The sequence below is a fragment of the Mesorhizobium sp. B2-5-7 genome (assembly GCF_006440875.1).
In the GTDB taxonomy this organism is placed as follows: domain Bacteria; phylum Pseudomonadota; class Alphaproteobacteria; order Rhizobiales; family Rhizobiaceae; genus Mesorhizobium; species Mesorhizobium australicum.
Genome location: NZ_VFUO01000002.1, coordinates 1,196,562 through 1,221,138, shown reverse-complemented (window position 1 = coordinate 1,221,138; position 24,577 = coordinate 1,196,562). Strand labels below are relative to the sequence as shown.

The window sequence follows — 24,577 nt, the reverse complement described above, 5'->3', positions numbered from 1 at the left end:
CTCTCAGGCGAGCGCGAATCAATCATGTGTATCGCCCGAAAGCGGCGTCGCACGCATCGACGCACGCCTTTCGAAAGCCTCGAACCAGCGCGTCAGCCGCGCCCGCGAACCAAACGACGGAAGATGACGGAACGCCATCCAGGACAGCGTGGTGGCTAGCGCAATATGTCCAACATGGAGCGGCGCCTCGTCGTCAAGGGCGCCCTCGGCCCAGTCGTAGGTCGCCTCGATCTTCTGCCGATATCCTTCGGCAAGAGCATCATAGCGCAGCTGTTCGGGTCTCCTTTCCGTCTCCCAGCGCAAGGCGATGCCCGTCTGCGCAAGGCCTTGGGCGGCCGATTGCAGCCGCAACGCCTGCCAGCGTGCCTCGCCGACCTGCGGCAGCAACTTCCGGCCATCATGCAGCGTATCGAGATAGGCGCAGATGACGTCGGAATCGAAGATCGCCGGCGCACCCGGACGCAGCAGCACCGGCACTTGGCCTAGCGGGTTTTCGGCGTGGACACTGGCGTTGTGCAAGGTCGGGCTGGTTTCGTGATGAATGACCTGGAGCTGATCGGCGACGCCTGCCTCATGCGCGAAGACCAGCGCCTTGCGCGCGAAAGGTGAGTGGGTCTGATAATAGAGGATCATTGTCGTCTCCGGGCTGAGTAGGCGGCGCGCAATCCAACTCTTTTAGCTTGGGAGCCGAGAGAATTGCGCTCTGATTGGAAGCCGCCGACGCAAGTTCGTTGCACGCCTTCCCAACCCATCGGTTGTCGCCCGGCCAAAAATTTTCGGCGTCCTGTAGGATTGCCGTCATCTCATCCGTCCTATGGTCCGCAAGGCCAAACCAACGTGAAGAGGAACATGCAATGACCGACCAGACCCCACCCCGGCCAAAAGTGCTTGGCGGATTGACCCCCTATATTCAGGTCGACGGTGCCATCAAGGCGGCCGAGTTCTACAAGAAGGCTTTCGGGGCCGAGGAAGTCTTTGCCTACCCGGCGGACGAAAAAGGCCGCACCATGCATATCCATCTCTATATCAACGGCTCGACACTGATGCTGGGCGACGCCTATCCGGAACACGGCCATCCGCACCAGGCGGCCCAGGGCTATACGCTGCAGCTCCATCTCGGCAAGGATGACATCGACGCTTGGTGGAAGCGCGCCGTCGACGCCGGCTGCGAGGCCGTCACGCCGCTGCAGGTGATGTTCTGGGGCGACCGCTGGGGCCAGGTGAAGGATCCCTTCGGCGTCGCATGGGCAATGAACGCACCGACGGAATAGGCTTTAGCGAGCGCGCCCCCTCGCCGAGGGGATGCGCCCAATCGCGCCGGGTGTATCCCCGCCGACCCGGCGTTCGAATTCAGCAAAGAGGAGACCACCATGTCCTATGTTGATGGCTTCGTGCTTGCCGTGCCGAAGGCAAATCTCGATGACTATAAAAAGCTCGCCAACCTCGCAGGCCCCATATGGATGGAACATGGCGCGCTCGCCTATGTCGAATGCATCGGCGACGACGTGCCCTATGGCGAAATCACCTCGTTTCCGCGTGCCGTTCAGGCCAAGGATGATGAAATCGTCGTTTTCTCCTGGGCCGTATACAAATCCAGGCAGGATCGCGATGCGGTGATGGCCAAGGTGATGGCCGACCCTCGTCTGCAGCGCGATATGGCCACGATGCCGTTCGACGGCAAGCGCATGATCTTCGGCGGCTTCCAGCCCTTCATGGAACTTTGAGACAGCTCGACCGCCGTTCGCAGGCCGGCCTTACCGCGCTATCGGCCTATCCGAGCTTATCCAGCAGTGGTTTCAGCCTGTCGCCATAGCGCTTCCACAGATCGACCGAGCCCTGGTACATGGGCTGGCGCACCTGCGCGGCCGACGCCGTGCGCACCGGCCTGTCGGTCTCGTGGAACGACAGCACGGCATCGTCCCATGGCAGGCCGAGATAGTCGATCAGCGCCCGGCTCTGCCCATCCTGGTCGGCGACGAAATCCTCGTAGCGCACATCGTGCACGACGCCGGGCAGCACCTTGTGCCAATGCGCCATGATGTCGGTGTAGAGATTGTGGAAATCGGCGAGCTCACCGAGGTCATAGCCATAGCGGTGGCTGTCGCCGCGGAAATGCACCTTGTAGATCGACAGGCATGTTGCCGCCGCATCGCGGGCGCAATGGATGATCCTGGCCTTCGGCAGCATCATGTGGATGAAGCCGACAAGCAGGAAGTTGCCCGGCATCTTGTCGGTGACGTGGCGCATATGCGGATATCGGGCATGCAGCATGTCCAGATAGGCCTGCCCCGCCTCGGCGAAATCCCTATCGTCCGTGTCGGCCACGCCCCAGGGGAAGCCGCCTGGCATGTTCGACGGGAACTGCTTGCCGACCGCCGTCTTCAGGATGCTGAGCTCGCCCGCGCCATAGACCTGGGGGTGACTGGCGATGATCTGTTCGACCAGCGTCGTACCCGAACGCGGCATGCCGACGACGAAGATCGGCGCGTCGTCGGCAATCGGGCTCGGTCTGTGCTTTTCGAAGAAGCCGGCATCGAACACCGTCTTCATTGCCTCGAATTCGGCACGCGTCTTCACCGGGTCGTAGTCGATGCCCTTGCGGCGGATGGCATTGCCCTCGGCGAAATAGTCGAAGGCCCTGCCATAATCCTTGAGATCGTCATTGGCCTTGCCGAGGCCAAACGACAGCTGCATGCGTGCCAGGCTGTCCTGAGGCGCCTTGGCGTGCTGCGCCTCCATGCCAGCCATTTCGGCATCGCGCTCCTTCTGGCGCTTGACCTGCATCAGCATCAGCCACGCGCGGGCCATGCCGGGCTGGATCGCCAACGCCTGCCGGAACAGGCCGGTCGCCTCGTCGAGCTTGCCCTTTTCCATCAGCCCAACACCCAGTCCGTGCAGCAGGTCAGCATCCCTAGGCCGGATGGTCAGTGCCTCCTGGAAGACAGCCAGCGCCTCGTCGAGGCGTCCGGCTTCCTGCAGGGTTTCGGCAAGCCCGATACGGGCGCGCACGTGGAATGGATTGCGCTGCACCGTGCCGCGATAGATGTCCTCGGCCTCGTCGAACCGGCCGATCTGCTTCAGCGACGAGCCGAGATTGTCGCGCGCCGCGAGCTGCTCCGGCCGCAGGTCCACCGCGCCGCGGAAGAAATCGATCGCCGCCGCGACACGCCCCAGATCGCGCATCACCGTGCCGAGATTGTTGAGGAAGTCGGGATTGGTCGGCTGCAGCTGAACCGACCGTTCGAGGAAATCCATGCCTTCTTCGCTGCGCCCCGTCTGGTGCAGCAGCAAACCCAGGAAATGCGCAGCGGCCGCGTGTTTGGGCTGACGCGTCAGCACCTGGCGGTAGATCGCCTCGGCTTCCTGCCGGCGCCCGGCCTGGTGCAGTTGCAGTGCCTGCTGCACATACTGGTCGAGACCTAGCGGCGGCTGTCCTCCCCCTCCAGACTTGGCCGCGCCAGGCTTGGTCCGCGCACCCGCCGCTCTTCTCTGATCTCTGTTGATGGGACACCTACCGTGTTCGTGCGCCTGCCGCGATCTAGGCCATCGGCGTTACAGGTTCAAGGCTTTGCTTGATTCTGCGCCTCACGTCGCGGCGAAAGCGATCAAATCAGGCGATTGGTCTCTGCAACCTGCCTGGCCCGCCTCACAGTTCCATCGGTATCGGAGATCGTTCGCCTTGCCGCCTCGTCGCTTCTGATGGTCAGCCGCGCCGACTGGACGGCCATCGGCTTTCCGGCAGCGCCAATGGGATACGTGGCGATTGGCCTGACGATCGGGTTGATCGCCACGCTCTTCCCTTTCGAAGTTCTGATTGAATCCATGGCTTTATCCCTTTTAGAAAAAATAAAAACATAAGCGCCGAGGAAAAACTTTGCACATCCCGAAGAAATTTTCGAAGATATCCGCAGACATAGCAGATTTATTCCAAAATTTATATCCGTCTATTTTTCAAATCGAAGCAAGGAATTCCGTTATTATTCTTGAATAGAGCGCCGATTTGGGCTATATATCACATATGGTTTGGGCCAGAATTGGCACCTCGCGGCGTCAGAGGTTCTCGACCCGCCAATCTCATCCCAAAAGGCCAGGACAATGCCCGACCGCACCACCCGTTCCATCGCCCATTTCACCGCGCCATTCATGCTCGGTGGCCTGGAAGGACAACTGCCGGCCGGCGACTACGACATCGATCACGACGAGGAGTTGATCGAGGGCATGTCGCGGCTTGCCTGGCGCCGCGTCGCCACCTTCATCCATCTGCCGGCAAAGGCGGTGAACAACCCGCTCACCAGCCAGCTCGTCGCCATCGACCACCTGGACCTCGAAACCGCGCTGGTGCGCGACCGGGAGAATGCAGCATGATCCGTTTTCAACAGAATGCGCGACCGCGCACCGACACCCCCTCGCATCTCTTCGCCATCGGCCAGACCGTGCGGATGAAAAGCCGGACCGGCTTGGTCAACAAGGCCGCGGAACTGTTCGAGATCAAGAGCAGGCTGCCGGTCAAGGACGGTTCCCCGCAATACCGCATCCGCAGCGACCAGGAGACCCACGAACGGGTCACCACGGAAGACAATCTCGAACTGGCCGACAATCCGGCCAGCTGAGCGGAGGCCAGCCGACACACCGCGCAACCGCAAACGCCTCGCGGCGTTGAGCCTGCACACCAGATGCAGGAGTTTTGCGATGTCCCTCACCGCCTTTGCCCTCAACTGTTCGCTGAAAGCATCCAGCGACAAGGAAAAATCGTCCACCGACAAGATCATCGCCGATCTGCTCGCGGCGCTCAAACCGCATGGCGTGGAAGGCGAGGTCGTGCGCACGCTTGATCATGACATCAAGCCTGGCGTGCTCTCCGACATGGGCAGGGGCGACGACTGGCCTGGCCTGCGCGAAAAGATCCTGGCCGCCGATATCTTCATTCTCGGCTTGCCGATCTGGTTGGGCCAGCCATCGAGCGTCGCCAAGCGCGTCATGGAGCGGATGGACGCCTTTCTCGAGGAGACCGACGACAAGGGCCGCATGCCGGCCGCCGGCAAGGTGGCCCTGGTGGCGATCGTCGGCAACGAGGACGGCGCGCATCATTGCCATGCGGAGTGCTTCCAGGCGCTGAACGATGTCGGCTTCACCATTCCCGCCAATGGCGGCGTCTACTGGGTCGGTGAAGCCATGCATGACGTCAATTACGTCGATCTGCCGAAAACCCCCGCCAAGGTTACCGAAGCCATCGAAATGGCGGCCTCAAACGCTGCTCATCTGGCCGGCCTGCTCAAGAGCAAAGCTTATGTTGGCGTGGACAAATAATGGCCTTCCCCTCATGCGGGAGACGGCAGAATCTCAGCACGGCCCCTCGCCGACGATGCGGTAGCCCGAGGCCCGCGCCTCGCAGGCGTTGGGGAAGGTGCGCATCTCTCCATGCCGGCGGGCGCACACCGGAGCATATTCGCGGGTGCAGAACGTCTTCTCGCCACCGCCATCACCGCCGTGACAGGCGCCGTCACGCACGATGCGGTAACCCGCCCGATCGGCCAGACAGGCATTGGCGAAGGTCTGGCGATCTCCGCCGCGCCGGGCGCAGACCGGCTCGTATTGCTTGGTGCAGAATTGCGGTTCAGGGCGCGGCGGACGCGGTCGCGGCCCAGGTCCGTCATCGACGACGACCGTGCAGGCGGCAAGAATTGCCGACAGGAAAAGGACGGCAAAAACCTGCCGTGAAAAGATCGCCGCAAGAAACCTCATGATCGTCTCTCCCTCGATCCCCGTCCCGGTCCGTACCGCCCAAGACTGCGTGGCGGTTCGTTGATGATGATATCGATCAGAACAAGATTTGGATCAGTCACCCAATGGCGTGATCGTCGTCATTCCACCGCCAATTGCAACCCTTGTTTGCGGCTTCTGTAGGAGAACGACACCCGAACCGATGGGCCCCAGCCGCGTCGTCGGCAATCGTCGCTCCTGGCCCATCCATGACCGGTGCTGTGGGCCGATGACCCTTCCGCCAACGAAGCCTATTTGCGGCCGGTCGACGCTTTGATCGGTCGATTTTTGCGTCGGGATGCGCCCATGGCGGCGGCCCGCGGCGCTATCTTGCAACCTTCACGTTTCCGTGCGATAAATTCTGTGTTCGGGCATTTGCGACCCGGAGAGCGGAACGTTTTGGACGACCTTTCCCCGATACTGTGAATCTCTGACGGCCCCGTTTTTCGGCGGGGGGTTTGACCATGCGCCAATGCATGACTGCCGAAAGCAACCACCAGGAACTGCCCTCGACGCCAGGTGGCGGGCAGGACCACCAAGACTGAACGGGTGAAGGAGTTTCCCCAATGGCCCAGACCGGCACCGTTAAATTCTTCAATGCGACCAAAGGCTTCGGTTTCATCACGCCCGACGGCGGCGCCAAGGACGTGTTCGTCCACATTTCAGCGATCGAGGCCTCGGGCCTGCGCACGCTCGTCGATGGCCAGAAGGTCACTTTCGACGTCGAGCCGGACCGCATGGGCAAGGGCCCGAAGGCGGTCAACCTGCGCGCAGCCTGAGCGATCGGCGCGCGCGCCATCCCAGGCGGATGGGCGAACGAGGAGCTTGACCAGCACCTGGGCAGGCAGACGGGTTTTTGAAAGGCGCGGCGGTTTTCGGCGCGCCTTTTTCATGTCCGCCGCGCAGCGCAGACTCATCTCATCCGGAAGTTCATCCCGGGTCCGGGCCAATGACGCGCATCAAAACAAGCACTTAAAGCGACGTGCTTTAAGTGCCAGCAAAACTTTCTCTTGCCGATAGCGCTAAAATAAAGGACAAATTTGCATTCGGGCATTTGCCGGCCCGAGACTGGAGTTTATGGGATCAAAGGAGCTTCCCATGCCGCAGACCGGCACCGTCAAATTCTTCAACCATGCCAAGGGCTTCGGCTTCATCACACCGGATGATGGCGCGAAGGATGTCTTCGTCCATATTTCGGCCGTGCAGGCGTCGGGTCTCCCCGGTCTCGAAGATGGGCAGAAAGTGACATTCGACACCGAGCCGGACAAGCGCGGCAAGGGACCCAAGGCCGTCAACCTGTCGGTCGGCTGAGCCGGCTTCGGACCGGCTCCACAGTCAGGTCCGCGCCGAAAGGTGCGATTTTGAGGCGGTGAAAGAATGCGTGCGGCCAAATTTTCGTTCAGCCCCCGTTCAGCCACGGTCCCATATTAGTCATTCGTAAAGCCGGACTGCATCCCCTGCAAGAAACTGCACGGTCCGGTACGAAGGAGACCAAGATGAACCGCATTTTCAAGACAGCCGTGCTGTCCGCAGCCGTGGTCGCCACCACGCTGGGGACCTTCTCGGCGGCCAATGCCGATGACTGGCGCCGTTGGCACCATCACGGCCATGGCCATGGCGATGCCGTGGCAGCCGGCGTTCTCGGCCTTGCCGCCGGCGCATTGATCGGTGGCGCATTGGCCAATGACCGGCCACCGCCCGATTCCGACCGTTATTACGATGACGGTTACTACGATCGTGACGTGCGGGTGCGCCCTGCCCCGGTCCGCCGCTACTACGCGGAACCGCAGGTGGTCTATGCCGACCGTTACGCCGAACCGTGGACGCGCGGCTGGTACGAGTACTGCTCGGACCGCTACCGCACCTTCAATTCCCGTACCGGCACCTTCACCGGCAGCGACGGCGAACAGCATTTCTGCACCGCCAACTGAGGCTTCCCTGCCCCAAACAAAAAAGCGCTGACCCCGAGGCCAGCGCTTTTTTGTTGTCGGTTTGTTGGGCTTCCGGCGGCGGCCCTCATCTCATTCAGGTCAAAAACGGGTTGGTTCGCCGTTCCTCGCCAAAACGCCCGCCGGGGCCATGGCCGCAGATGAAGCCGATGTCGTCGCCGAGCGGCAACAGCTTGTTCTTGATCGAGGCGATGAGGGCCGCATGGTCGCCGCCGGGCAGGTCGGTGCGGCCGACCGAACCACGAAACAGAACATCGCCGACATGGGCGAATTTGGCGGCGCGGTTATAATAGACGACATGGCCCGGTGCGTGGCCGGGACAATGCAGCACCTCGAACACATGGCCGCCGAACGACACCGTCTCGCCTTCGGCGAGGAACCGATCGGGCACGCAGTTTCGCACACCGCCGATGCCGTAGCGCCTGCCCTGGTTTTCCAGATTGTCGAGCAGCATCTTGTCGGCTTCATGCGGGCCGATGATCTCGACGCCGAGTGCTTCCTTCAGTTCCATGGCGCCGCCGGCATGATCGATATGACCGTGGGTGATCCAGATCGCCTCGGCCGCGATCGCGTTGTCCTTCAACGTTGCCAGCACCTTGTCGATGTCGCCGCCCGGATCCACGACGACGCCATGCTTGTCCTCCATGTCGAACAGGATGGTGCAGTTCTGCTGGAACGGTGTGACCGGCACGATGCCGGCATTGAGCTGACCCATGATCGTCCTTTCGCTGTGTCAGCGATCATGTAGAGGCATCGCTCAAAACCGTCCACAGCCGGAAGGCCAAACAGTGCGTCTCCAAAGGAATGGGCGGCCGAAGCCGCCCATTCTGCGAAGCCCGAGATCGGCAGGCTTATTTCTTCATGGCGCCCATGACCGCGCCGAGAATGCCGGTCAGGATCGCGCCACCGCCGGCGCCACCGACGATGTTCTGCAGGTTGAGCGCGCTGCCCAGGCCGCTGGTCGCCGCCGCGGCCGCGTCAGGACTGATCGCACCGCCGCCAAGCAGGCTGCCGAGGATCGCCGCGCCGCCGACACCGCCGATGGCTCCGCCCAGGATTTTGGGAAGCTGACCCATTGCCGCCGTCTTGATCGCCGCGCCGACCGCCTGACCACCAATGATGCCTGTGATGATCTGAATGATGATCGGAAGAAGCGTGTTCATGTCCATATGATTAGTCCCTCCATAGCTGCCAGCCTCCCGGGCCGACACCATCATGAGACGCCGAATTGGAGGAAAGTCAAATGCAGAAACGCTGAAATAAAAGGGGCGGCCCGAAAACCGCCCCTGCTTGCGCGAAAAGCTGTGACTATCGTTATTCTGCGGCGATAGCATGCTTGGGTTGAACGGCGATAGAATAGTCGTTCATGAGATTCTTGGCGATCTCGCCGACTTCGAATCGGTAAGGGCCGATCTCCGAAACCGGGGTTACTTCCGCTGCCGTTCCGGTCAGGAAGCACTGCTCGAACCCTTCCAGTTCTTCCGGCAGGATGGCGCGTTCGATGATCTCCAGGCCGCGATCCTTGGCGAGTCCAATGACCGTGCGGCGGGTAATGCCGTCGAGGAAGCAATCGGGCTTGGGCGTGTGGATCTTGCCGTCCTTGACGAAGAAGATGTTGGCGCCCGTCGCTTCGGCGACCTGGCCCCGCCAGTCGAGCATCATGGCGTCGGCATAGCCCTTGGCCTCGGCGGCATGCTTGGACATGGTGCAGATCATGTAGAGGCCGGCGGCCTTCGACCGCGACGGCGCCGTGCGCGGATCGGGCCGGCGCCATTCCGCCACATCGAGACGGATGCCCTTCAGCTTCTGCGCCGGGTCGAAATAGCTCGGCCATTGCCAAATGGCGATGGCGACGTTGATGCGGTTGTTTTGCGCCGAAACACCCATCTGCTCGCTGCCGCGCCAGGCGATCGGCCTGACATAGGCGTCCTGGAAGCCCTGCTTCTTCAGGAGCGTGGTCGACGCGTCGTTGAGCTCGGCCACCGAATAGGGAATCTTGAAGCCGAGCAGGCGTGCCGATTCATGCAGGCGTTCCGTATGCTCGTTGAGCTTGAAGATCTCGCCGCCATAGGCGCGCTCACCCTCGAAGACCGCGCTGGCGTAATGCAGGCCGTGGGTCAGCACATGAATCTTGGCGTCCCCCCACGGGACGAACGCGCCATTCATCCAGATGAAGCCGTCCAGTTGATCGAAGGGAACGGATGCCATGGTAACCTCCCGCGGGTCGCGACCCGCATATCCTAGTGTCGTTGCGTGTTCTTTTGGCAGCGCCATGTGGTTGGAGACGCCGGCCGGTGTCTGGAAGCGTAAGCGGATAATCGCGCCCTGGCAAACTCAGGAAGTTCCGGAAAAACCGGCTTGCCTCGCCTTTTCGTTCGCAATCCGCCCAAAAGCTTGTCAAAAATTACCATTGCAGGGAAATTACGTCAATAGTACTGACATAATCTCCTGTTCCCATGGAGAAATGATGACGGACAAAAGCCCAGCTGCCGGAAAACCGATCAGGACCGCAATCACCAGCGAGGACGGCATCGACTTCGCCATCATCGAACTCTTCTTCTTCGCCTATCGCGACTTCACTTCCGATCCCGATCAAATCCTGGCCGACTACGGCTTCGGCCGCGCCCACCACCGCGTGCTGCATTTCGTCAACCGCCGGCCGGGCCTGACCGTCGCCGAATTGCTCGACGTGCTGAAGATAACCAAGCAGAGCCTGGCGCGTGTGCTGAAGCAATTGATCGACACCGATCACGTCGTGCAGTTGCAGGGCCCGCGCGACCGTCGCCAGCGCGAACTCTATCCGACGGCCAAGGGCCGTGCGCTGGCGCTGGCGCTGGCGCGGCCACAGTCACGCCGCATCCGTGCTGCATTGGAAGATTCCGGCGCCACCGAACGGACCTTGGTGGAACGCTTCCTCGAAGCAATGGTCAATCCGGAACTGAGAGCTCAGATCGACGTTGGGTCCGCAAAAATGTCAGGGAAAAGCCATGGAGAGCACTGAGAGGGTCGACACCGCGGCCGCACCGGATGACGACGCACCACATCTGCTCGTGGTCGACGACGACACCCGCATTCGCAATCTTCTCAAGCAGTATCTGACCGAAAACGGCTTTCGCGTCACCGTCGCCGGCAATGCCGGCGAGGCCCGCCGCAAGCTCGCCGGCCTCGATTTCGACCTGCTCGTGCTCGACGTGATGATGCCGGGAGAAAGTGGCGTCGATCTCACCAAGGCGCTGCGCGCCGAGAAGAACGTGCCGATCCTGATGCTGACGGCCTTGTCGGAGACCGACAGCCGCATCTCGGGGCTCGAAGCCGGCGCCGACGATTACCTGCCAAAACCCTTCGACCCGCGCGAGCTGATCCTGCGCATCAACAACATCCTGCGCCGTGGCGGCCCGGCGGCGACGCCCAAGGTCGAGCAGCTGGTGTTCGGCCCCTACACCTTCCAGATCGCCAGGCGCGAACTGAAGCGCGGCGGCGAGGCGCTGAAGCTGACCGACCGCGAACAGGAGATCCTGGCGATCTTCGCCGCGCGCGCCGGCGAAACCATCCCCCGCCACGAACTCGTCGGCGACGATTCGGAAGTCGGCGAGCGCACCATCGACGTCCAGATCAACCGGCTGCGCCGCAAGATCGAGCGCGATCCGTCCAATCCGGTCTGGCTGCAGACCGTGCGCGGTATTGGGTATCGGCTCAGCGTGGAATAGAATGCCGGCGGCGGCCCAAGTGCATGGTCCCGAAAAGTGGGAACCGGTTTTCGGAAAAGATCATGCTCCAACAAAGAGTTGGATCAGGATGACGATTCAGCCAAACGTCATCCCGACCCAATACCGCCGACGGATGAAAAGAGCCAATGGCGACCACGGAACTGGAACAGCCGGACAATGACGGTTTGAGTGCACGCGCCACACGGTCGCTCAAGGCGGTGCCGCGCATCTGGAACCGGTTCTGGCGCCTGGTTTCGCTTTACATGCCCAAGCGCCTCTATGCGCGCTCGCTGATCATCGTCATCGCGCCGATGATCCTTTTGCAGTCGGTCGTCGCGTTCGATTTCATGGAACGCCACTGGGCAACCGTGACGCAACGCCTGTCGCAGGCCACCGTGCGCGACATCGCCGCCATCATCGACCTGATCGAGACTTATCCGCACGACGCCGACTACGCCAACATCATCCGCATCGCGCAGGATCGCATGCAGCTGAAGGTCGATCTGCTGCCGCCCGATCCGCTGCCGCCGCCCGGTCCAAAACCGTTCTTCTCTATCCTCGACGATGTTCTCTCCGCCGAGATCACTCGGCAGATCAACCGCCCCTTCTGGATCGACACTGTCGGCAATTCCAACATCATCGAAGTGCGCGTCCAGCTCGAGAACAAGGTGCTGCGCGTCTTCGTGCGCCGCAGCCAGGCCTATGCCTCCAACACCCACATTTTCCTGATCTGGATGGTCGGCACCTCGCTGGTGCTCCTGATGATCGCCATCCCCTTCCTGCGCAACCAGATCCGGCCGATCCTGGCGCTTGCCGAGGCCGCCGAAAGCTTCGGCAAGGGCCGGCCGATGCCGCGCGATTTCCGCCCGCGCGGGGCCGAAGAGGTGCGCCGCGCCGGCTTTGCCTTCATCCAGATGCGGGAGCGCATCGAGCGCCAGATCGAGCAGCGCACGGCCATGCTGACCGGTGTCAGCCATGATCTCAGGACCATCCTTACTCGCTTCAAGCTGCAGCTGGCGCTGGCCGGCGGTAAGGCCGAGACCAAGGCGGCGCTCGACCAGGACATCGAGGACATGCAGTCGATGCTGGAAGGCTATCTCGCCTTTGCCAAGGGCGAGGCCTCGGAGGACCCGGGACGTTTCGATCTCGAAGCCTATTTCCAGAAGCTTGGCGAAGAAGCGAACTTGCGCAAATGCAGACTGTCGACGACGCTTTCCGGCGATCCGACCGTGCATGTCAGGCCGAACGCCTTCGCGCGGCTGCTGTCCAACGTCATCGGCAATGCCTTCCGCTATGCCCGCACCGTTGAGGTCACCGCCGACCACGGCCGCGGCTCGCTTCTGGTCACCGTCGACGATAATGGGCCAGGCATTCCGGCCGACAGGCGCGAAGACGTGTTCAAGCCCTTCGTGCGGCTCGACGAAGCCCGTAATCTCGACGCCAGCGGCACCGGGCTCGGTCTGTCGATCGCCCGCGACATCGCCCGCAGCCATGGCGGCGACATCACGCTCGACGACAGCCCGATGGGTGGCCTGCGCGCGGTGATCAAGGTTCCGGCCTGATTTCTATTTGGCATGATCTTGCCTGAAAACCGCTTTCGACTTTTCGGGATCACGGTCTGCTTCATCCGCCCGTCATGAAACCATGGTCAAGAGCGCGCATGAAGCGCGCGACCGCACTTGATTCGTCCTTGCCGCCTCACTTCGATCCCGTACCCGTCAGGGTGCGCTGGAGCGAAGCGAGGGCGGCCGCATGGTCGCCGTTCCGGCATCGTTTCAAGGCAACCGCCGACCTCCGGAGCAAAGGGCCGCCATGCGCATAGTGATGGTCACCGACGCCTGGCGCCCGCAGGTCAACGGCGTCGTCCACACGCTCGAGCGGCTCACCGAGACCCTGAAATCCTTCGACGTCGCGGTCGAGTTCCTGACCCCGAACATCTTTCGCACCCTGCCCCTGCCGACCTACCCCGACATCCGCCTGGCGCTGACCACGCCCGGCCATGTCGCGCGCCTGATCGACGGCTACAAGGCCGACCACATTCACATCGTCACCGAGGGACCGCTGGGTATCATGGCGCGGCGCCATTGCCGCAATGCCGGCCGGCCGTTCACCACCAGCTACCACACCCGCTTTCCCGAATATCTCAGCGCCCGCCTGCCGGTGCCGGAGAGCTGGGCCTATCGCTGGCTGCGCGATTTCCACAATTCGGGCCAAGGCACGCTGGTCGCCACCCAGTCGCTCGCCGACGATCTCACGGCGCGCGGCTTCAACAAGCTGAGGCCCTGGACGCGTGGCGTCGACACCGAGCATTTCCGGCCCGACAAGCGCAAGGACCTCGGCTTCCCCGGACCGGTCTTCCTATGCGTCGGCCGCGTCGCCATCGAAAAGAACCTGTCGGCCTTTCTCGACCTAGACCTGCCCGGCAGCAAGGTGATCGTCGGTGAAGGGCCCGAGCTTGCCAAGCTGAAGGCGAAATATCCTAAGGCGCATTTCCTCGGCCATCGCCCCAATGACGAACTGGCCGAAATCTACGCCTCCGCCGACGTCTTCGTCTTTCCCAGCCGCACCGACACTTTCGGTAACGTCATCATCGAGGCGCTGGCCAGCGGCACGCCGGTCGCCGCCTACCCGGTGACCGGGCCGATCGACATCGTTGGTGATGGTGTCGGCGGTGCTGTTTCCACCGATTTGCGCGAGGCCGCGCTGGCCGCGCTCGACGTCAGCCGCGACCAGGCCCGCGAGCGCGCCATGCGCTACAGTTGGAAGGCCTGCGCGGAAATGTTTCTCGACGCGGTCGGGGAAGCACTGGGAACGACGCGCAAGCTGGCGGCCTGATCCGACAGGCCGGCGGGGACGCCAAGGAACGAGGCGGTATTCTGTTTGACCTCGGAAAGCCTAGAACAGCCTGCCGCCATCCGGCACCCTGCGCTCGATGGCGCCCAACACCACGGCGCCCTCTTCATCGGGAAAGCCGAGCGTCAGCACTTCCGACATGAACGGGCCGATCTGGCGCGGCGGGAAATTGACCACCGCGAACACCTGTCGGCCGATCAAGGTCTCGGGCGAATAGTATTTGGTGATCTGCGCCGAGGACTTCTTCACTCCGATCCCAGGCCCGAAATCGATCTTCAGCCTGAAGGCCGGCTTGCGCGCCTCCGGAAACGGTTCGGCCTCGACGATCGTGCCGGCACGGATGTCGACACGATCGAAATCGGCAAAGCTGATTTCAGGCTTGCGCTCGTTGTTTGAACTCATGTCGAACGCTTCTGCTCAGGCATTGCCGAAGGTCTCGAACAGCACGCCGGCCAGCGCGTCCTTGGCCGAGGTTCCCGACCAGACGACGAACTGGAAAGCCTGGAAATAGCATTCGCAGGCTTCCAGCGCCGAGGACAAAAGCACCTCGACCTGCTGGCTCGAGGGTTCGACCCCGCCAGCGAGCAGCAGCGACTGGCGGAACATGATCGCGCCTTCCTGCTCCCAGAGGTCGAAATGGCCGAACAGCATCTGTTCGTTGATCAGCGACAACAGCCGCATCACTTCCAGCGTGCGGGCTTCCGGCACCTTGATGTCGAAGGCGCAGGCAAGGTGCAGCGCCTCGAAATCCTCCATCCATGAGAAGGAGACGTGGTAGTCGGTCCAGCTGCCGGCAACCGAGATCGAGATTTCGTCATCGCCGGCCCGTTCGAAGGACCAGTCATTGTTGTGGGCCACCTGCTCGATCACATCCACCGGATGGATTTCGCGGGAAAATTCGAGTTCGAGAAGTTCCATGGAATGCTTCCTGTGTTCAGGGGGAGCGCCACACGCTCCGCGGGGCACACACGACGAACAATCTTGTCTAGAACTCGGACGGCCGGGACTTATCAACGCAAAGACCCCAGACCGAACCCCACCGCCCGGTTGCATGACCCTGCTCCGAATCATGCAACAAATTCAGTCTATTGATCGGGAGTCGCGTGAACAGCCCAATTTTTCGCACTGCGTCATTCGCATGTGGAAAGGTGCCTGTCACAAAGAGTCACGCAATGCCGGTAAGCGATTCACGGCAAAGCGATTTTTAGGCTGGTGCTTTGTGGAAAAGTTTAACGAATTATTTTTTCGGCTTGGGCTTCGCCGGCGCCGCAGGTGTGGCCTGACCGGTCAGCTCGGCGATCCTGGCCTCGAGCGTCTCGATGCGCGAGGCGAGCCTGCCGTTTTCTTCCCTCGCCTTGGCGGCCATCTCGCGCGCGGCCTCGAACTCCTCGCGCTGCACGACATCCATGGAGTTGAGGATGCGCTCCGCCTGGCCCTTGAAGGCCGTCTCCACCTCACGCCGCACACCTTGAGCGGCACCGGCCGCATCGGTCATCAGCTTGGCGAATTCATCGAGAATGCGGTTCGGTCCGGTCGACATGGCAAATCCTCGCTTGCTTGATTTGAATTAGTGACGTGGCGCGAGGAATGCAAGAACGTTGGGGTCCTATGCGACCTCCGCGCTGCTATGGCGCACGGCCCGTATGATGGGCGGGTCCTGCAGGAGCCTCTCGAACGGCTCCGAAGCTGTACTTGGTAGCGGCAACTCGCCTATTGTAAGGCCCTCGTCTCCCTTCACGCACGTTTCAATCAGGATCACCAATGGCAACGCCCCCGCGCAGACCGACAAATCCGATGGAAGCCGCCGAAGCAGTCTTCAAGCCGGTCAAGAAACCGGCCGCGGCCCCGCCTCGCGAACCCTCCACCGCACCGAATGCCCGCGAGCTTGTCTCGATCAGGATCGACCGGGCCGTGCTCGATCATTTCCAGGAAGATGGTCCCGGCTGGCAGGACAGGATCAACGACGCCTTGCGCGAAGTGGTGGCCGCCAAGCCCAGGGGGTAAGCACGGCCACCCCGGCGACGGAGCTGGAAGCGAATCTGTTCCCGGACCCGAATCTGTTCCCGCAGCATTGACGCTCGTGACCTTGCCTTGACCCTGCCAAAACCCTGCCGCATGGTCCGCGCCGATCGCAACCGAGAGCTCCCCGTTGAACGAATATTTCCTGCTGCCGCTGGCTTCGCTGCCTTTTCCCAATATCAATCCGATCCTCGTCCAGATCGGGCCGCTGGCGGTGCACTGGTACGGCATCGGTTACATCGTCGGCATCCTGTTTGCCTGGTGGTATGCCAAGCGGCTCGCCGCCAATCCTAAACTCTGGCCCGACGGCGTCCTGCCGATGAAGCCTGAGGATCTCGACGATTTCATCGTCTGGGCGGCCATTGGCGTGGTTCTGGGCGGCCGCACCGGCTATGTCCTGTTCTACGACCTGGCGCGCTATATCGCCCATCCGCTCGACATCTTCGCTGTCTGGCAAGGCGGCATGTCCTTCCATGGCGGCCTGCTCGGCGTCATCCTCGCCATGACGCTGTTTTCCATGAAGCGCGGCATCCGCACCTGGTCGCTGTTCGATGTCGTGGCAGCTGGCGTGCCGGTCGGTCTCGGTCTCGTGCGCGTCGCCAACTTCATTAATTCCGAGCTCTGGGGGCGGCCCACCGATATGCCCTGGGCGATCGAATTCCCCAACGGCGGTCCGTTCACCCGCCATCCGAGCCAGCTCTACGAGGCCTTGCTCGAAGGGCTGGTGCTGTTTGTCGTGCTGCGCATCCTTACCCATTCGCGCCTCAAGCTGAAGACACCGCGCTTTGTCGGCGGCGCCTTCATCTGCGGCTACGGCCTGTCACGAATTTTCGTGGAGTTCTTTCGCGAGCCCGACCAGCAGCTCGGCTATCTCCTCGGCACCAACTGGCTGACCATGGGCATGATCCTGTCGACGCCGATGGTGCTGGCCGGCATCTGGGCAATGGCGACGGCCAAGCCGGTGACGCAAGCGCAGCCGCAGGCGACATGACGCGGCTGAAGGCTCGTATCGTCGACCTGATCGAGGCTGTCGGTCCGATGCCCGTCAACGAATACATGGCGCTGTGCCTGTTCGATCCGCGCGATGGTTATTACACCACACGCGAGCCGTTCGGCGCGGCCGGCGATTTCATCACCGCACCGGAGATCAGCCAGATGTTCGGCGAACTCGTCGCTGTCTGGCTTTACCAGGCTTGGGCGGCGATCGGCCGGCCCATGCCGGTCACCGTCGCCGAGATCGGCCCCGGCCGCGGCACGCTGATGAAGGACATGCTGCGCACTCTGTCGCGGCTCGATCCGGCCTTGGCCAACGGCGCCGCCTTCGCCATGATCGAGACCAGTCCGCGCTTGGCCGAGATCCAGAAGCAGACGCTTGGAGCGACACCCTTCGCGATAGGCTGGCATGAAACGATCGAGACCCTGCCCCATCAACCGCTGTTGATCGTCGGCAACGAATTGTTCGATGCCGTGCCTATCCGCCAGTTCGTCCGTGCCCGCGCCGACTGGCGCGAGCGCATGGTCGGCCTGGACGACGCCGAAAATCTTTGCTTCTTCGCCGGCGCCGGCTCGGTCGACCCGACGCTGCTGCCCAGGGATGCGGCCGACGCGCCGCAAGGCGCGATCGTCGAAATCGCGCCCGCCCGCACCGCCCTGATGGCGGCAATCGCCGAGCGCATGGCGGCTCATGGCGGCGCTGGGCTATTCCTCGACTACGGCCATCTGCGGCCCGGTGTCGGCGACACGCTGCAGGCCTTGCGCCGGCACAATCACGAAGATGTGCTGGCCAATCCTGGCGAAGCAGACCTTACCTCCCATGTCGATTTCGCCGCTCTTGCAGCGATTGCGCGCGCGCATGGTCTCGATGCCCATCTGTCGACGCAGGGCAATTTCCTGCTCGGCATGGGCATTCTGGAGCGCGCCGGCCAGCTGGGCGCCGATGCCGGCCAGGCGGCACGCGACAACTTATCGGATGCCGTCGAACGGCTCGCCGGGCCGCAAGCGATGGGCGAACTCTTCAAGGTCCTCGCCGTCGTTCCACGCGACGTCTCCGTCAGGCCCTTCGCAACGGTGGATTGACTTTTCGTCGCTACCCCTCCCAATCTCCCGTCCGGTAAAAGAGCCGCCGGACTGCCGGCCGCTTTTCCTTGACGAAACCGCCCACACGGACAACAACGCCCGCATGCTCAATCAGACCAAACCGGATCCCATTCGGTCGCTGCTGCTGGACAAGGCACAGGCACAAGGCATCCGCCACGGCTATTTCACCCGCATCGGCGGCGTCTCCACCGGCATCTACCGGGGCCTCAACATCGGCACCGGGTCGGATGACGACCAGGCGCTGGTGACCGAGAACCGCGCCCGTGTCGCCGCCTGGATGGGCGTGCCCGCAAATCATCTGCTGACCGCCTGGCAGGTCCACTCGCCCGACGTCATCGTCGCCAGGGAACCCTTTGCCCGCGAACGGCCAAAGGCCGACGCCATCGTCACCGATCGGCCGGGCATCGCCATCGGGGCCTCGACCGCCGATTGCGGCCCGGTTCTGTTCGCGGATCCCGGTGCGCGCATCATCGGCGCGGCGCATGCCGGCTGGAAAGGCGCTTTGTCAGGCGTGCTCGAAAACACCATTGCCGCCATGGAGAGCCTCGGCGCCCGGCGCGAAAACATCGTAGCCGTGCTTGGCCCTTCCATCGGCCCCGACAATTACGAAGTGGGGCCCGAATTCGTCGCCCGCTTCGTCGAGGCCGACAGCGAAAATGCCCGGTATTTCGTGCCTTCGGCCCATGCCGGCCACGCTATGTTCGACCTCAACCGCTACACGATCGACCGGCTGGCCAAGGCTGGTGTGGCGGCCGATGGCCTTGGCCGCTGCACCTATGCCGAGGAAGATCTGTTTTACTCCTACCGGCGCACCACGCACCGCAGGGAGCCCGATTATGGCCGGCAGGTTTCGGCAATCGTTTTGGAGAAGGTATAATGGCGCTGCATTTTGAACGATCCGAATTCGACGCGCGGCGCGACCGGCTGATGATAGAGATGGCCGAGAAAAAGCTCGACGCCATCCTGCTGTTCGCCCAGGAAAGCATGTACTGGCTCACCGGCTACGACACGTTCGGCTTCTGCTTCTTCCAGTGCCTGGTGGTCAAGGCCGACGGCTCGATGGTGCTGCTGACCCGCTCGGCCGATCTGCGCCAGGCGCGCCAAACTTCGATCATCGACAACATCGTGCTGTGGACCGACCGCGACGGCGCCAATCCCGCGGTCGACCTGCGCAACCTGCTTAACGAACTCGACCTGCTCGGCGCCCGCATCGGCGTCGAATACGACACTCACGGCCTGACCGCCTACAATGGCCGCCGCCTGGACGAGCAGTTGCAGACCTTCGGCCAGATCGCCGACGCCTCCGGCATCGTCGGGCGGCTGCGCCTGTTCAAGAGCCCGGCCGAGGTCGCCAAGGCGGAAAAGGCAGCCAATCTCTCCGACGACGCGCTGGACGCGGCCCTGCCGCTGATCAAGCAGGGCGGCGACGAGGCGCTGATCCTGGCCGCCATGCAGGGCGCGATCTTCGCCGGCGGCGGCGACTATCCGGCCAACGAGTTCATCATCGGCTCCGGCGTCGATGCGCTGCTGTGCCGCTACAAGGCCGGCCGCCGCAAGCTCACCAAGAACGACCAGCTGACGCTCGAATGGGCCGGCGTCTTCCATCACTACCATGCGCCGATGATGCGCACGGTGCTGACCGGCAAGGTCTCCAAGCGCCATCAGGAGCTGTTCGACGCCGCACGCGCGGCACTTCTGGCCGTCGAAAAGGCGATGACGCCGGGCAACAGCTTCGGCGACGTGTTCGACGCCCATGCCCGCACCATGGAAGCGCACGGGCTGACCAAGCACCGGCTGAACGCCTGCGGCTATTCGGTCGGCGCCCGCTTCACGCCGTCCTGGATGGACATGCCGATGTTCTACCAGGGCAATCCCGAGCCGATCGCGCCGAACATGACGCTGTTTGCCCACATGATCATCATGGACTCCGAGACCGAGACGGCGATGACGCTTGGCCGCACCTACCTGACCACCGAATCCCAGCCGAAGCCGCTGTCCCGCCATGATCTCGACTTGATCGTGCAGTGAATCCATAATGGGAGGCGTTCTTCGCCAAGGAGTTAGAAGGCAAATGAGACGATCGCATGTGACGACCGTGTCATTGCTTGTGGCATTGGCTTTGACCGCCTGCACCAACGCAAAGGACGTCCTCGAACCTTCCGCCATCACCCCGCCGGCGGCCTCGGCGCAGCCCGCACCGGCCACGCAAGGCAGCGCTGCCGCCACCGTTCCCGCCCCGGCGCCATCCACGGCCGCGACGGCCACCACGACGGCGGGCGCGCCCGCGCCCATCACTTCGGCCCAGGCCGCCGCCATCCTGTCGAAGACCCGGCTGCAGATCGCGCCGATCGTCGGCGCTTCGGTGGACGCCGCCACGCCGCTGACGGCGGAACTGCAGACACGCGCCAGGCAGCGCGGCATCACGCTGGCCGGCAGCCAGGACCAGACCGCGACCCATGTGCTCAAGGGCTACTTCTCGGCGATGACGGAGGGTAAGGACACCACGGTCATCTATGTCTGGGATGTCTACGACCCCTCCGGCAACCGGCTGCACCGCATCAACGGCCAGATGAAGGCGCCTTCCACCGGTTCCCGCGACAGCGCGGGCGCCGACAGCTGGAAGTCGGTCTCGCCAGCCACCATGCAGGCGATCGCCGACCAGACCATCGACCAGTTTGCGGCCTTTCTCAGCGGCAAGGCGAGTTGAGGTGTTGCCAGCCGGTGATGCCGAACAGCTTTCTTAGGCTTAGCCGGCGGATTCACGATCTCGGCGCTTGCAATAGCCGCGCGGGCCGCTAAAAGCCCGGTTAAAAGGTGCAGGAGAGTCCGTCAGGCCTCTCCGTCCTCCACCAGGAACGGTGCATGAAACTCTTCGCGGGCAATTCCAACAGGGTGCTGGCCGAAGCGGTCGCCCGCTATCTCAACGTCCCGCTGGGCAAGGCCAGTGTCAGGCGCTTCGCCGACCAGGAAATCTTCGTCGAGATCCAGGAAAACGTGCGCGGCGAGGATGTCTTCATCCTGCAGTCGACCTCGTTTCCGACCAACGATCACCTGATGGAACTGCTCATCATGATCGACGCCTTCATGCGCTCGTCGGCCAAGCGCATCACGGCGGTTATTCCCTATTTCGGCTATGCCAGGCAGGATCGCCGCGCTTCCGGGCGCACGCCGATCTCTGCCAAGCTGGTCGCCAACATGATCACCCGTGCAGGTGTCGACCGGGTTTTGACGCTGGATCTCCATGCCGGCCAGATCCAGGGCTTTTTCGACATCCCCACCGACAATCTGTTCTCGGTGCCGGTGATGGCCCGCGACGTCAAGGCGAAGTACAAGCAACTCGGCAATGTCGTCGTCGTGTCGCCCGATATTGGCGGCGTGGTGCGTGCGCGTGCGCTTGCCAAGCGTTTCGACGCGCAACTTGCCATCGTCGATAAGCGCCGTGAGCGTCCCGGCGAATCGGAAGTCATGAACATCATCGGCGCGGTCGCCGGCAAGGATTGCCTTTTGATCGACGACATCGTCGATTCCGGCGGCACGCTGTGCAATGCCGCCGACGCACTGCTAGCCAACGGCGCCACCAGCGTTACCGCCTATATCACCCACGGCGTGCTGTCGGGCGGCGCGGTCGCTCGCATCAGCGGCTCGAAGCTGCAGGAACTGGTGATCACCGATTCCATCCAGCCGACGCAAGGCGTGCTCGACGCGCCCAACATCCGCGTCATCTCGATTGCCGACCTGATGGGCGAAGCCATTTCGCGCACGGCGACTGAGGAGTCGGTCTCGAGCCTGTTCGACTGAAAACCAGTTATCCCTGCGGCCCAGGTTACCCCTGCGGCCCAAGTTACTCCTGCGGCCCAAATTGGTCCTGCGGCAAGGCCGATGGCGTCGGCGCCTCCAGCCGGGCCGGGGCTCGCCGCATGCCTTCGCCGGCATCACGCGCGCCGCGCATATAGCCGCGCGGCGAGGAGCCGAGCATGCGCTTGAACATGGTGATGAAGGCCGGCACGCTGTCATATCCGAGATCGAGCGCCACCCGCGTGATCGGCTCGCCATCGGCGAGCCTCGGCAGCGCCGCGAACAGGCAGGCCTGCTGGCGCCATGTCGACAGCGACAGGCCGGTCTGCCGCTGGAAGGCCCGCGTGAAGGTGCGCCGGCTCATGCCGACGGTATCGGCCCATTCGTCGATCGTCGCGTGCGGTGAGGGTGCGGCGACGAAACGCCGGCAGAGCGCCGCCAGTTTGGGATCCGACGGGAACGGCAGGCCGAGCGGCCGCTCCGGCAATTGCGGGATCTCATGCAGCAGCAGGTTCATGATCAGGCCACCGCGCCCTTCCAGTTCGCCGCCTTGCGGCAGCTTCTCGGATTCCACGATAAGACTGTGCATCAGGTCGGTGACGCCGACGACGCGCATGCCCTCCGGCAGGCCCGGGATCGCCTGCGGCATGACATAGACCGAGCGCATCGAGACGTCGCCGAGCATCTCGACGGAATGTTCGATGCCGGCCGGAATCCACATCGCATGGTCCGGCGGCACCATCCAGCGCCCATGCCGCGTCGTCACCAGCACGACGCCGACCAGCGCATGCAGCAACTGGCTGCGGCTGTGGTGGTGGTGCGGCACGTGGTAGCCATCCGGATATTCGGTCGGCAGCACCACCGCCGGCCCGACCGCCTGCTCGAGCCACTGCCAGCGCAGCCCGTGCAATTGCTCGAGGTCGGTGTGTCCGGCGCCGAAAATTTCCCTGGTTTTTGGCATTCGGTATGGCCCACTTGCGAAACTATTGGACCAAACCACGAAAGAAGTCGCCTGGCAACCGGACTATAAGGCTGCCTGCGGGAAGCGCCCGCCACGTCGCCTGCGGGAACAACCCCGCCAAAAAGACTACGGAGCCTATCTTGACCGATACGACAGCCACCGGCGTCGCGCCGCCTGCGACCGCCAGTCACGCGTCAGCCCAGGCGACGGCCTTCACCGTCATCCTGGCAGTGAGCCTCTGCCATTCCATCAACGACATCATGCAGTCGCTGCTATCGGCCATCTATCCGCTTCTGAAAGACAATTACGGCCTGGACTTCTGGCAGATCGGGCTGTTGACCTTCACCTTCCAGGTAACGGCATCCCTGCTGCAGCCGATCATCGGCGCGGTCACCGACAAGCGGCCTATGCCCTACTCGCTGCCCTGGGGCATGGCATCCTCGCTGATCGGCCTGATCGTGCTGGCCTATGCCGGGCACTACTACCTGCTGCTGATCGGCGCCTCGCTGATCGGCATCGGTTCGGCGATCTTCCATCCGGAATCCTCGCGCATTGCCCGCTTCGCTTCCGGAGGCCGGTTTGGCCTGGCGCAGTCGCTGTTCCAGGTCGGCGGCAATTTCGGCCAGTCCATGGGTCCCTTGCTGGCCGCCTTCATCGTCGTGCCCTTCGGCCAGACCAGCATCGCCTGGTTCGCCGTCGGTTCGCTGATCGGCATCGTCATCCTGTGGCAGGTCGGCGGCTGGTACAGCCGCCTGCGCGCCGCGCAAGGTAATCGCAAGGCGGCAAGCCTCGTGTCGCCCTTCCCGCGCCGCAAGGTGATGTGGGCCCTGGCGGTGCTGACCTTGCTGGTGCTGACCAAGAACGCCTACATCGCCAGCCTGGCCAGCTACTACACCTTCTATTCCATCCATAAGTTCGGCGTTTCGGTGCAGATGTCGCAGGTCATGCTGTTCCTCTTCCTCGGCTCTTCGGCGCTGGGCATCCTGCTCGGCGGTCCGTTCGGCGACCGCTATGGACAAAAGGCGATGATCTGGTTCTCGATCGTCGGTGTCCTGCCCTTCACCCTGGCGCTGCCCTACGCCAACATGGAATGGACGATGGTGCTGACCGTGCTGATCGGCCTCATCCTGTCGTCGGCCTTCTCCAACATCGTCGTCTTCGCGCAGGAGTTGGTGCCGGGCCGCGTCGGCACGATCGCCGGCATCTTCTTCGGCTTCGCCTTCGGCGTCGGCGGCATCGCGGCCGCGGTGCTTGGCGTCGTCGCCGACATGAAGGGCATCGACTTCGTCTTCCAGATCTGCTCGTACCTGCCGTTCCTGGGGCTGCTGACGGTGTTCCTGCCCAACATGAAGGAAGCCCGGAAGGCGCAAGCGGCTTGAATCATCTGTGTCCAGGCAAAAGGCACCCGCCATATGGCGGATGCCTTTTGCCATTCC

General features: G+C 62.9%; 31 protein-coding genes. 21 read left to right on the top strand and 10 right to left on the bottom strand.

The window, feature by feature from the left end:
- Nucleotides 1–18 precede the first annotated feature (18 nt).
- The gene (locus tag FJ543_RS13485) at nt 19–633 is read right to left on the bottom strand and encodes a glutathione S-transferase (RefSeq protein WP_140875424.1); all 615 of its coding nucleotides are present in this window, start codon (nt 631–633) and stop codon (nt 19–21) included.
- 221 nt (nt 634–854) lie between these two features.
- Here FJ543_RS13485 and FJ543_RS13480 point away from each other — a divergent pair, with 221 nt between their 5' ends.
- A complete protein-coding gene (locus FJ543_RS13480) occupies nt 855–1,271 on the top strand; it encodes a glyoxalase/bleomycin resistance/extradiol dioxygenase family protein (RefSeq protein WP_140823225.1) in 417 nt (138 codons plus the stop codon).
- A 99-nt stretch (nt 1,272–1,370) separates the two neighbouring features.
- Nucleotides 1,371–1,724, top strand: coding sequence for a DUF1428 domain-containing protein (locus tag FJ543_RS13475; RefSeq protein ID WP_140617709.1), 354 nt, complete (start codon nt 1,371–1,373; stop codon nt 1,722–1,724).
- Nucleotides 1,725–1,770: 46 nt separating this feature from the next.
- Here FJ543_RS13475 and FJ543_RS13470 read toward each other — a convergent pair whose 3' ends face one another.
- Nucleotides 1,771–3,405, bottom strand: a complete 1,635-nt coding sequence (locus tag FJ543_RS13470; RefSeq protein WP_140875422.1) for a sulfotransferase — start codon at nt 3,403–3,405, stop codon at nt 1,771–1,773.
- Between the two features lie 213 nt (nt 3,406–3,618).
- Here FJ543_RS13470 and FJ543_RS31440 point away from each other — a divergent pair, with 213 nt between their 5' ends.
- The 4 genes from FJ543_RS31440 (at nt 3,619) to FJ543_RS13450 (ending at nt 5,307) form a co-directional block, all read left to right on the top strand.
- Nucleotides 3,619–3,858, top strand: coding sequence for a hypothetical protein (locus FJ543_RS31440; protein WP_181173965.1), 240 nt, complete (start codon nt 3,619–3,621; stop codon nt 3,856–3,858).
- 237 nt (nt 3,859–4,095) lie between these two features.
- Nucleotides 4,096–4,365 carry a hypothetical protein gene (locus FJ543_RS13460; protein WP_015316111.1) on the top strand — a complete coding sequence of 90 codons (270 nt, stop codon included), beginning with the start codon at nt 4,096–4,098 and terminating at the stop codon, nt 4,363–4,365.
- The gene (locus FJ543_RS13455; protein ID WP_015316110.1) at nt 4,362–4,610 is read left to right on the top strand and encodes a hypothetical protein; all 249 of its coding nucleotides are present in this window, start codon (nt 4,362–4,364) and stop codon (nt 4,608–4,610) included. Before FJ543_RS13460 ends, FJ543_RS13455 begins: the two co-directional genes overlap by 4 nt.
- A gap of 79 nt (nt 4,611–4,689) precedes the next feature.
- Nucleotides 4,690–5,307, top strand: a complete 618-nt coding sequence (locus FJ543_RS13450; protein WP_140823223.1) for an NAD(P)H-dependent oxidoreductase — start codon at nt 4,690–4,692, stop codon at nt 5,305–5,307.
- A 33-nt stretch (nt 5,308–5,340) separates the two neighbouring features.
- Here FJ543_RS13450 and FJ543_RS13445 read toward each other — a convergent pair whose 3' ends face one another.
- Nucleotides 5,341–5,742: a Kazal-type serine protease inhibitor domain-containing protein gene (locus FJ543_RS13445; protein WP_140875418.1), complete on the bottom strand. Its 402-nt coding sequence runs from the start codon at nt 5,740–5,742 to the stop codon at nt 5,341–5,343.
- 584 nt (nt 5,743–6,326) lie between these two features.
- Here FJ543_RS13445 and FJ543_RS13440 point away from each other — a divergent pair.
- From FJ543_RS13440 to FJ543_RS13430, 3 genes are all read left to right on the top strand, one after another.
- Complete coding sequence (locus FJ543_RS13440; protein ID WP_006202520.1) at nt 6,327–6,539, top strand: cold-shock protein; 213 nt, start codon at nt 6,327–6,329, stop codon at nt 6,537–6,539.
- A gap of 319 nt (nt 6,540–6,858) precedes the next feature.
- Nucleotides 6,859–7,071, top strand: a complete 213-nt coding sequence (locus tag FJ543_RS13435) for a cold-shock protein (RefSeq protein ID WP_008877668.1) — start codon at nt 6,859–6,861, stop codon at nt 7,069–7,071.
- Nucleotides 7,072–7,256: 185 nt separating this feature from the next.
- Nucleotides 7,257–7,691, top strand: a complete 435-nt coding sequence (locus FJ543_RS13430) for a BA14K family protein (protein WP_015316107.1) — start codon at nt 7,257–7,259, stop codon at nt 7,689–7,691.
- Nucleotides 7,692–7,785: 94 nt separating this feature from the next.
- Here FJ543_RS13430 and FJ543_RS13425 read toward each other — a convergent pair whose 3' ends face one another.
- The 3 genes from FJ543_RS13425 to FJ543_RS13415 form a co-directional block, all read right to left on the bottom strand.
- Nucleotides 7,786–8,424: an MBL fold metallo-hydrolase gene (locus tag FJ543_RS13425; protein WP_015316106.1), complete on the bottom strand. Its 639-nt coding sequence runs from the start codon at nt 8,422–8,424 to the stop codon at nt 7,786–7,788.
- A gap of 136 nt (nt 8,425–8,560) precedes the next feature.
- Nucleotides 8,561–8,878, bottom strand: a complete 318-nt coding sequence (locus tag FJ543_RS13420; RefSeq protein WP_015316105.1) for a hypothetical protein — start codon at nt 8,876–8,878, stop codon at nt 8,561–8,563.
- Nucleotides 8,879–9,023: 145 nt separating this feature from the next.
- On the bottom strand, nt 9,024–9,917 hold the full coding sequence (locus FJ543_RS13415; protein ID WP_015316104.1) for a branched-chain amino acid aminotransferase: 894 nt from the start codon (nt 9,915–9,917) through the stop codon (nt 9,024–9,026).
- Between the two features lie 259 nt (nt 9,918–10,176).
- Between FJ543_RS13415 and FJ543_RS13410 the strand changes: the two genes are divergently transcribed.
- The 4 genes from FJ543_RS13410 to FJ543_RS13395 all read left to right on the top strand — a co-directional run bounded on the left by FJ543_RS13410 (nt 10,177) and on the right by FJ543_RS13395 (nt 14,251).
- Nucleotides 10,177–10,710 (top strand): MarR family transcriptional regulator, encoded by a 534-nt coding sequence (locus FJ543_RS13410; RefSeq protein WP_015316103.1) that lies wholly within the window; start codon nt 10,177–10,179, stop codon nt 10,708–10,710.
- Nucleotides 10,697–11,416, top strand: a complete 720-nt coding sequence (locus FJ543_RS13405; protein WP_023770265.1) for a response regulator transcription factor — start codon at nt 10,697–10,699, stop codon at nt 11,414–11,416. The genes FJ543_RS13410 and FJ543_RS13405 overlap by 14 nt, the downstream gene beginning before the upstream one ends.
- Nucleotides 11,417–11,562: 146 nt before the next feature.
- On the top strand, nt 11,563–12,978 hold the full coding sequence (locus tag FJ543_RS13400; protein WP_015316101.1) for an ATP-binding protein: 1,416 nt from the start codon (nt 11,563–11,565) through the stop codon (nt 12,976–12,978).
- A 250-nt stretch (nt 12,979–13,228) separates the two neighbouring features.
- Complete coding sequence (locus FJ543_RS13395) at nt 13,229–14,251, top strand: glycosyltransferase family 1 protein (RefSeq protein WP_140875417.1); 1,023 nt, start codon at nt 13,229–13,231, stop codon at nt 14,249–14,251.
- A gap of 60 nt (nt 14,252–14,311) precedes the next feature.
- Here FJ543_RS13395 and FJ543_RS13390 read toward each other — a convergent pair whose 3' ends face one another.
- The 3 genes from FJ543_RS13390 to FJ543_RS13380 all read right to left on the bottom strand — a co-directional run bounded on the left by FJ543_RS13390 (nt 14,312) and on the right by FJ543_RS13380 (nt 15,809).
- Nucleotides 14,312–14,671 carry a tRNA-binding protein gene (locus tag FJ543_RS13390; protein ID WP_015316099.1) on the bottom strand — a complete coding sequence of 120 codons (360 nt, stop codon included), beginning with the start codon at nt 14,669–14,671 and terminating at the stop codon, nt 14,312–14,314.
- 15 nt (nt 14,672–14,686) lie between these two features.
- Nucleotides 14,687–15,187 (bottom strand): YbjN domain-containing protein, encoded by a 501-nt coding sequence (locus FJ543_RS13385; RefSeq protein WP_015316098.1) that lies wholly within the window; start codon nt 15,185–15,187, stop codon nt 14,687–14,689.
- Nucleotides 15,188–15,506: 319 nt separating this feature from the next.
- Nucleotides 15,507–15,809, bottom strand: coding sequence for an accessory factor UbiK family protein (locus tag FJ543_RS13380; RefSeq protein ID WP_015316097.1), 303 nt, complete (start codon nt 15,807–15,809; stop codon nt 15,507–15,509).
- Between the two features lie 221 nt (nt 15,810–16,030).
- Here FJ543_RS13380 and FJ543_RS13375 point away from each other — a divergent pair, with 221 nt between their 5' ends.
- The 7 genes from FJ543_RS13375 (at nt 16,031) to FJ543_RS13345 (ending at nt 22,183) form a co-directional block, all read left to right on the top strand.
- Nucleotides 16,031–16,273, top strand: a complete 243-nt coding sequence (locus FJ543_RS13375) for a BrnA antitoxin family protein (RefSeq protein ID WP_140875415.1) — start codon at nt 16,031–16,033, stop codon at nt 16,271–16,273.
- A 145-nt stretch (nt 16,274–16,418) separates the two neighbouring features.
- On the top strand, nt 16,419–17,279 hold the full coding sequence (lgt, locus tag FJ543_RS13370) for a prolipoprotein diacylglyceryl transferase (protein WP_140875414.1): 861 nt from the start codon (nt 16,419–16,421) through the stop codon (nt 17,277–17,279).
- The gene (locus tag FJ543_RS13365; RefSeq protein ID WP_140875412.1) at nt 17,276–18,364 is read left to right on the top strand and encodes a class I SAM-dependent methyltransferase; all 1,089 of its coding nucleotides are present in this window, start codon (nt 17,276–17,278) and stop codon (nt 18,362–18,364) included. The genes lgt and FJ543_RS13365 overlap by 4 nt, the downstream gene beginning before the upstream one ends.
- Before the next feature lie 103 nt (nt 18,365–18,467).
- Nucleotides 18,468–19,262, top strand: a complete 795-nt coding sequence (pgeF, locus tag FJ543_RS13360) for a peptidoglycan editing factor PgeF (RefSeq protein WP_140875410.1) — start codon at nt 18,468–18,470, stop codon at nt 19,260–19,262.
- The gene (locus FJ543_RS13355; RefSeq protein WP_015316092.1) at nt 19,262–20,413 is read left to right on the top strand and encodes a Xaa-Pro peptidase family protein; all 1,152 of its coding nucleotides are present in this window, start codon (nt 19,262–19,264) and stop codon (nt 20,411–20,413) included. The genes pgeF and FJ543_RS13355 overlap by 1 nt, the downstream gene beginning before the upstream one ends.
- Nucleotides 20,414–20,456: 43 nt before the next feature.
- Nucleotides 20,457–21,092 (top strand): hypothetical protein, encoded by a 636-nt coding sequence (locus FJ543_RS13350; protein ID WP_140875408.1) that lies wholly within the window; start codon nt 20,457–20,459, stop codon nt 21,090–21,092.
- Between the two features lie 155 nt (nt 21,093–21,247).
- The gene (locus FJ543_RS13345) at nt 21,248–22,183 is read left to right on the top strand and encodes a ribose-phosphate pyrophosphokinase (RefSeq protein WP_015316090.1); all 936 of its coding nucleotides are present in this window, start codon (nt 21,248–21,250) and stop codon (nt 22,181–22,183) included.
- Between the two features lie 43 nt (nt 22,184–22,226).
- Here FJ543_RS13345 and FJ543_RS13340 read toward each other — a convergent pair whose 3' ends face one another.
- Entirely contained in the window at nt 22,227–23,141 is a 915-nt protein-coding gene (locus FJ543_RS13340; RefSeq protein WP_140713635.1) for a helix-turn-helix transcriptional regulator, read from the bottom strand.
- A gap of 140 nt (nt 23,142–23,281) precedes the next feature.
- Between FJ543_RS13340 and FJ543_RS13335 the strand changes: the two genes are divergently transcribed.
- The gene (locus FJ543_RS13335) at nt 23,282–24,520 is read left to right on the top strand and encodes an MFS transporter (protein WP_181173964.1); all 1,239 of its coding nucleotides are present in this window, start codon (nt 23,282–23,284) and stop codon (nt 24,518–24,520) included.
- The last annotated feature ends 57 nt before the right edge of the window (nt 24,521–24,577 follow it).

Bases quoted from the DNA above. Each gene is read 5' to 3' on its own strand.
- FJ543_RS13375 (WP_140875415.1), top strand. From the start codon at position 16,031: ATGGCAACGCCCCCGCGCAGACCGACAAATCCGATGGAAGCCGCCGAA.
- FJ543_RS13405 (WP_023770265.1), top strand. From the start codon at position 10,697: ATGGAGAGCACTGAGAGGGTCGACACCGCGGCCGCACCGGATGACGAC.
- FJ543_RS13450 (WP_140823223.1), top strand. From the start codon at position 4,690: ATGTCCCTCACCGCCTTTGCCCTCAACTGTTCGCTGAAAGCATCCAGC.
- FJ543_RS13340 (WP_140713635.1), bottom strand. From the start codon at position 23,141: ATGCCAAAAACCAGGGAAATTTTCGGCGCCGGACACACCGACCTCGAG.
- FJ543_RS13400 (WP_015316101.1), top strand. From the start codon at position 11,563: ATGGCGACCACGGAACTGGAACAGCCGGACAATGACGGTTTGAGTGCA.
- FJ543_RS13355 (WP_015316092.1), top strand. From the start codon at position 19,262: ATGGCGCTGCATTTTGAACGATCCGAATTCGACGCGCGGCGCGACCGG.
- FJ543_RS13395 (WP_140875417.1), top strand. From the start codon at position 13,229: ATGCGCATAGTGATGGTCACCGACGCCTGGCGCCCGCAGGTCAACGGC.
- FJ543_RS13345 (WP_015316090.1), top strand. From the start codon at position 21,248: ATGAAACTCTTCGCGGGCAATTCCAACAGGGTGCTGGCCGAAGCGGTC.
- FJ543_RS13445 (WP_140875418.1), bottom strand. From the start codon at position 5,742: ATGAGGTTTCTTGCGGCGATCTTTTCACGGCAGGTTTTTGCCGTCCTT.
- FJ543_RS13425 (WP_015316106.1), bottom strand. From the start codon at position 8,424: ATGGGTCAGCTCAATGCCGGCATCGTGCCGGTCACACCGTTCCAGCAG.
- FJ543_RS13440 (WP_006202520.1), top strand. From the start codon at position 6,327: ATGGCCCAGACCGGCACCGTTAAATTCTTCAATGCGACCAAAGGCTTC.
- pgeF (WP_140875410.1), top strand. From the start codon at position 18,468: ATGCTCAATCAGACCAAACCGGATCCCATTCGGTCGCTGCTGCTGGAC.
- FJ543_RS13365 (WP_140875412.1), top strand. From the start codon at position 17,276: ATGACGCGGCTGAAGGCTCGTATCGTCGACCTGATCGAGGCTGTCGGT.
- FJ543_RS13385 (WP_015316098.1), bottom strand. From the start codon at position 15,187: ATGGAACTTCTCGAACTCGAATTTTCCCGCGAAATCCATCCGGTGGAT.
- FJ543_RS13435 (WP_008877668.1), top strand. From the start codon at position 6,859: ATGCCGCAGACCGGCACCGTCAAATTCTTCAACCATGCCAAGGGCTTC.
- FJ543_RS13460 (WP_015316111.1), top strand. From the start codon at position 4,096: ATGCCCGACCGCACCACCCGTTCCATCGCCCATTTCACCGCGCCATTC.
- FJ543_RS13390 (WP_015316099.1), bottom strand. From the start codon at position 14,671: ATGAGTTCAAACAACGAGCGCAAGCCTGAAATCAGCTTTGCCGATTTC.
- FJ543_RS13415 (WP_015316104.1), bottom strand. From the start codon at position 9,917: ATGGCATCCGTTCCCTTCGATCAACTGGACGGCTTCATCTGGATGAAT.
- FJ543_RS13350 (WP_140875408.1), top strand. From the start codon at position 20,457: ATGAGACGATCGCATGTGACGACCGTGTCATTGCTTGTGGCATTGGCT.
- FJ543_RS13420 (WP_015316105.1), bottom strand. From the start codon at position 8,878: ATGGACATGAACACGCTTCTTCCGATCATCATTCAGATCATCACAGGC.
- FJ543_RS13380 (WP_015316097.1), bottom strand. From the start codon at position 15,809: ATGTCGACCGGACCGAACCGCATTCTCGATGAATTCGCCAAGCTGATG.
- FJ543_RS13480 (WP_140823225.1), top strand. From the start codon at position 855: ATGACCGACCAGACCCCACCCCGGCCAAAAGTGCTTGGCGGATTGACC.
- FJ543_RS13410 (WP_015316103.1), top strand. From the start codon at position 10,177: ATGACGGACAAAAGCCCAGCTGCCGGAAAACCGATCAGGACCGCAATC.
- FJ543_RS13475 (WP_140617709.1), top strand. From the start codon at position 1,371: ATGTCCTATGTTGATGGCTTCGTGCTTGCCGTGCCGAAGGCAAATCTC.
- FJ543_RS13455 (WP_015316110.1), top strand. From the start codon at position 4,362: ATGATCCGTTTTCAACAGAATGCGCGACCGCGCACCGACACCCCCTCG.
- FJ543_RS13430 (WP_015316107.1), top strand. From the start codon at position 7,257: ATGAACCGCATTTTCAAGACAGCCGTGCTGTCCGCAGCCGTGGTCGCC.
- FJ543_RS13485 (WP_140875424.1), bottom strand. From the start codon at position 633: ATGATCCTCTATTATCAGACCCACTCACCTTTCGCGCGCAAGGCGCTG.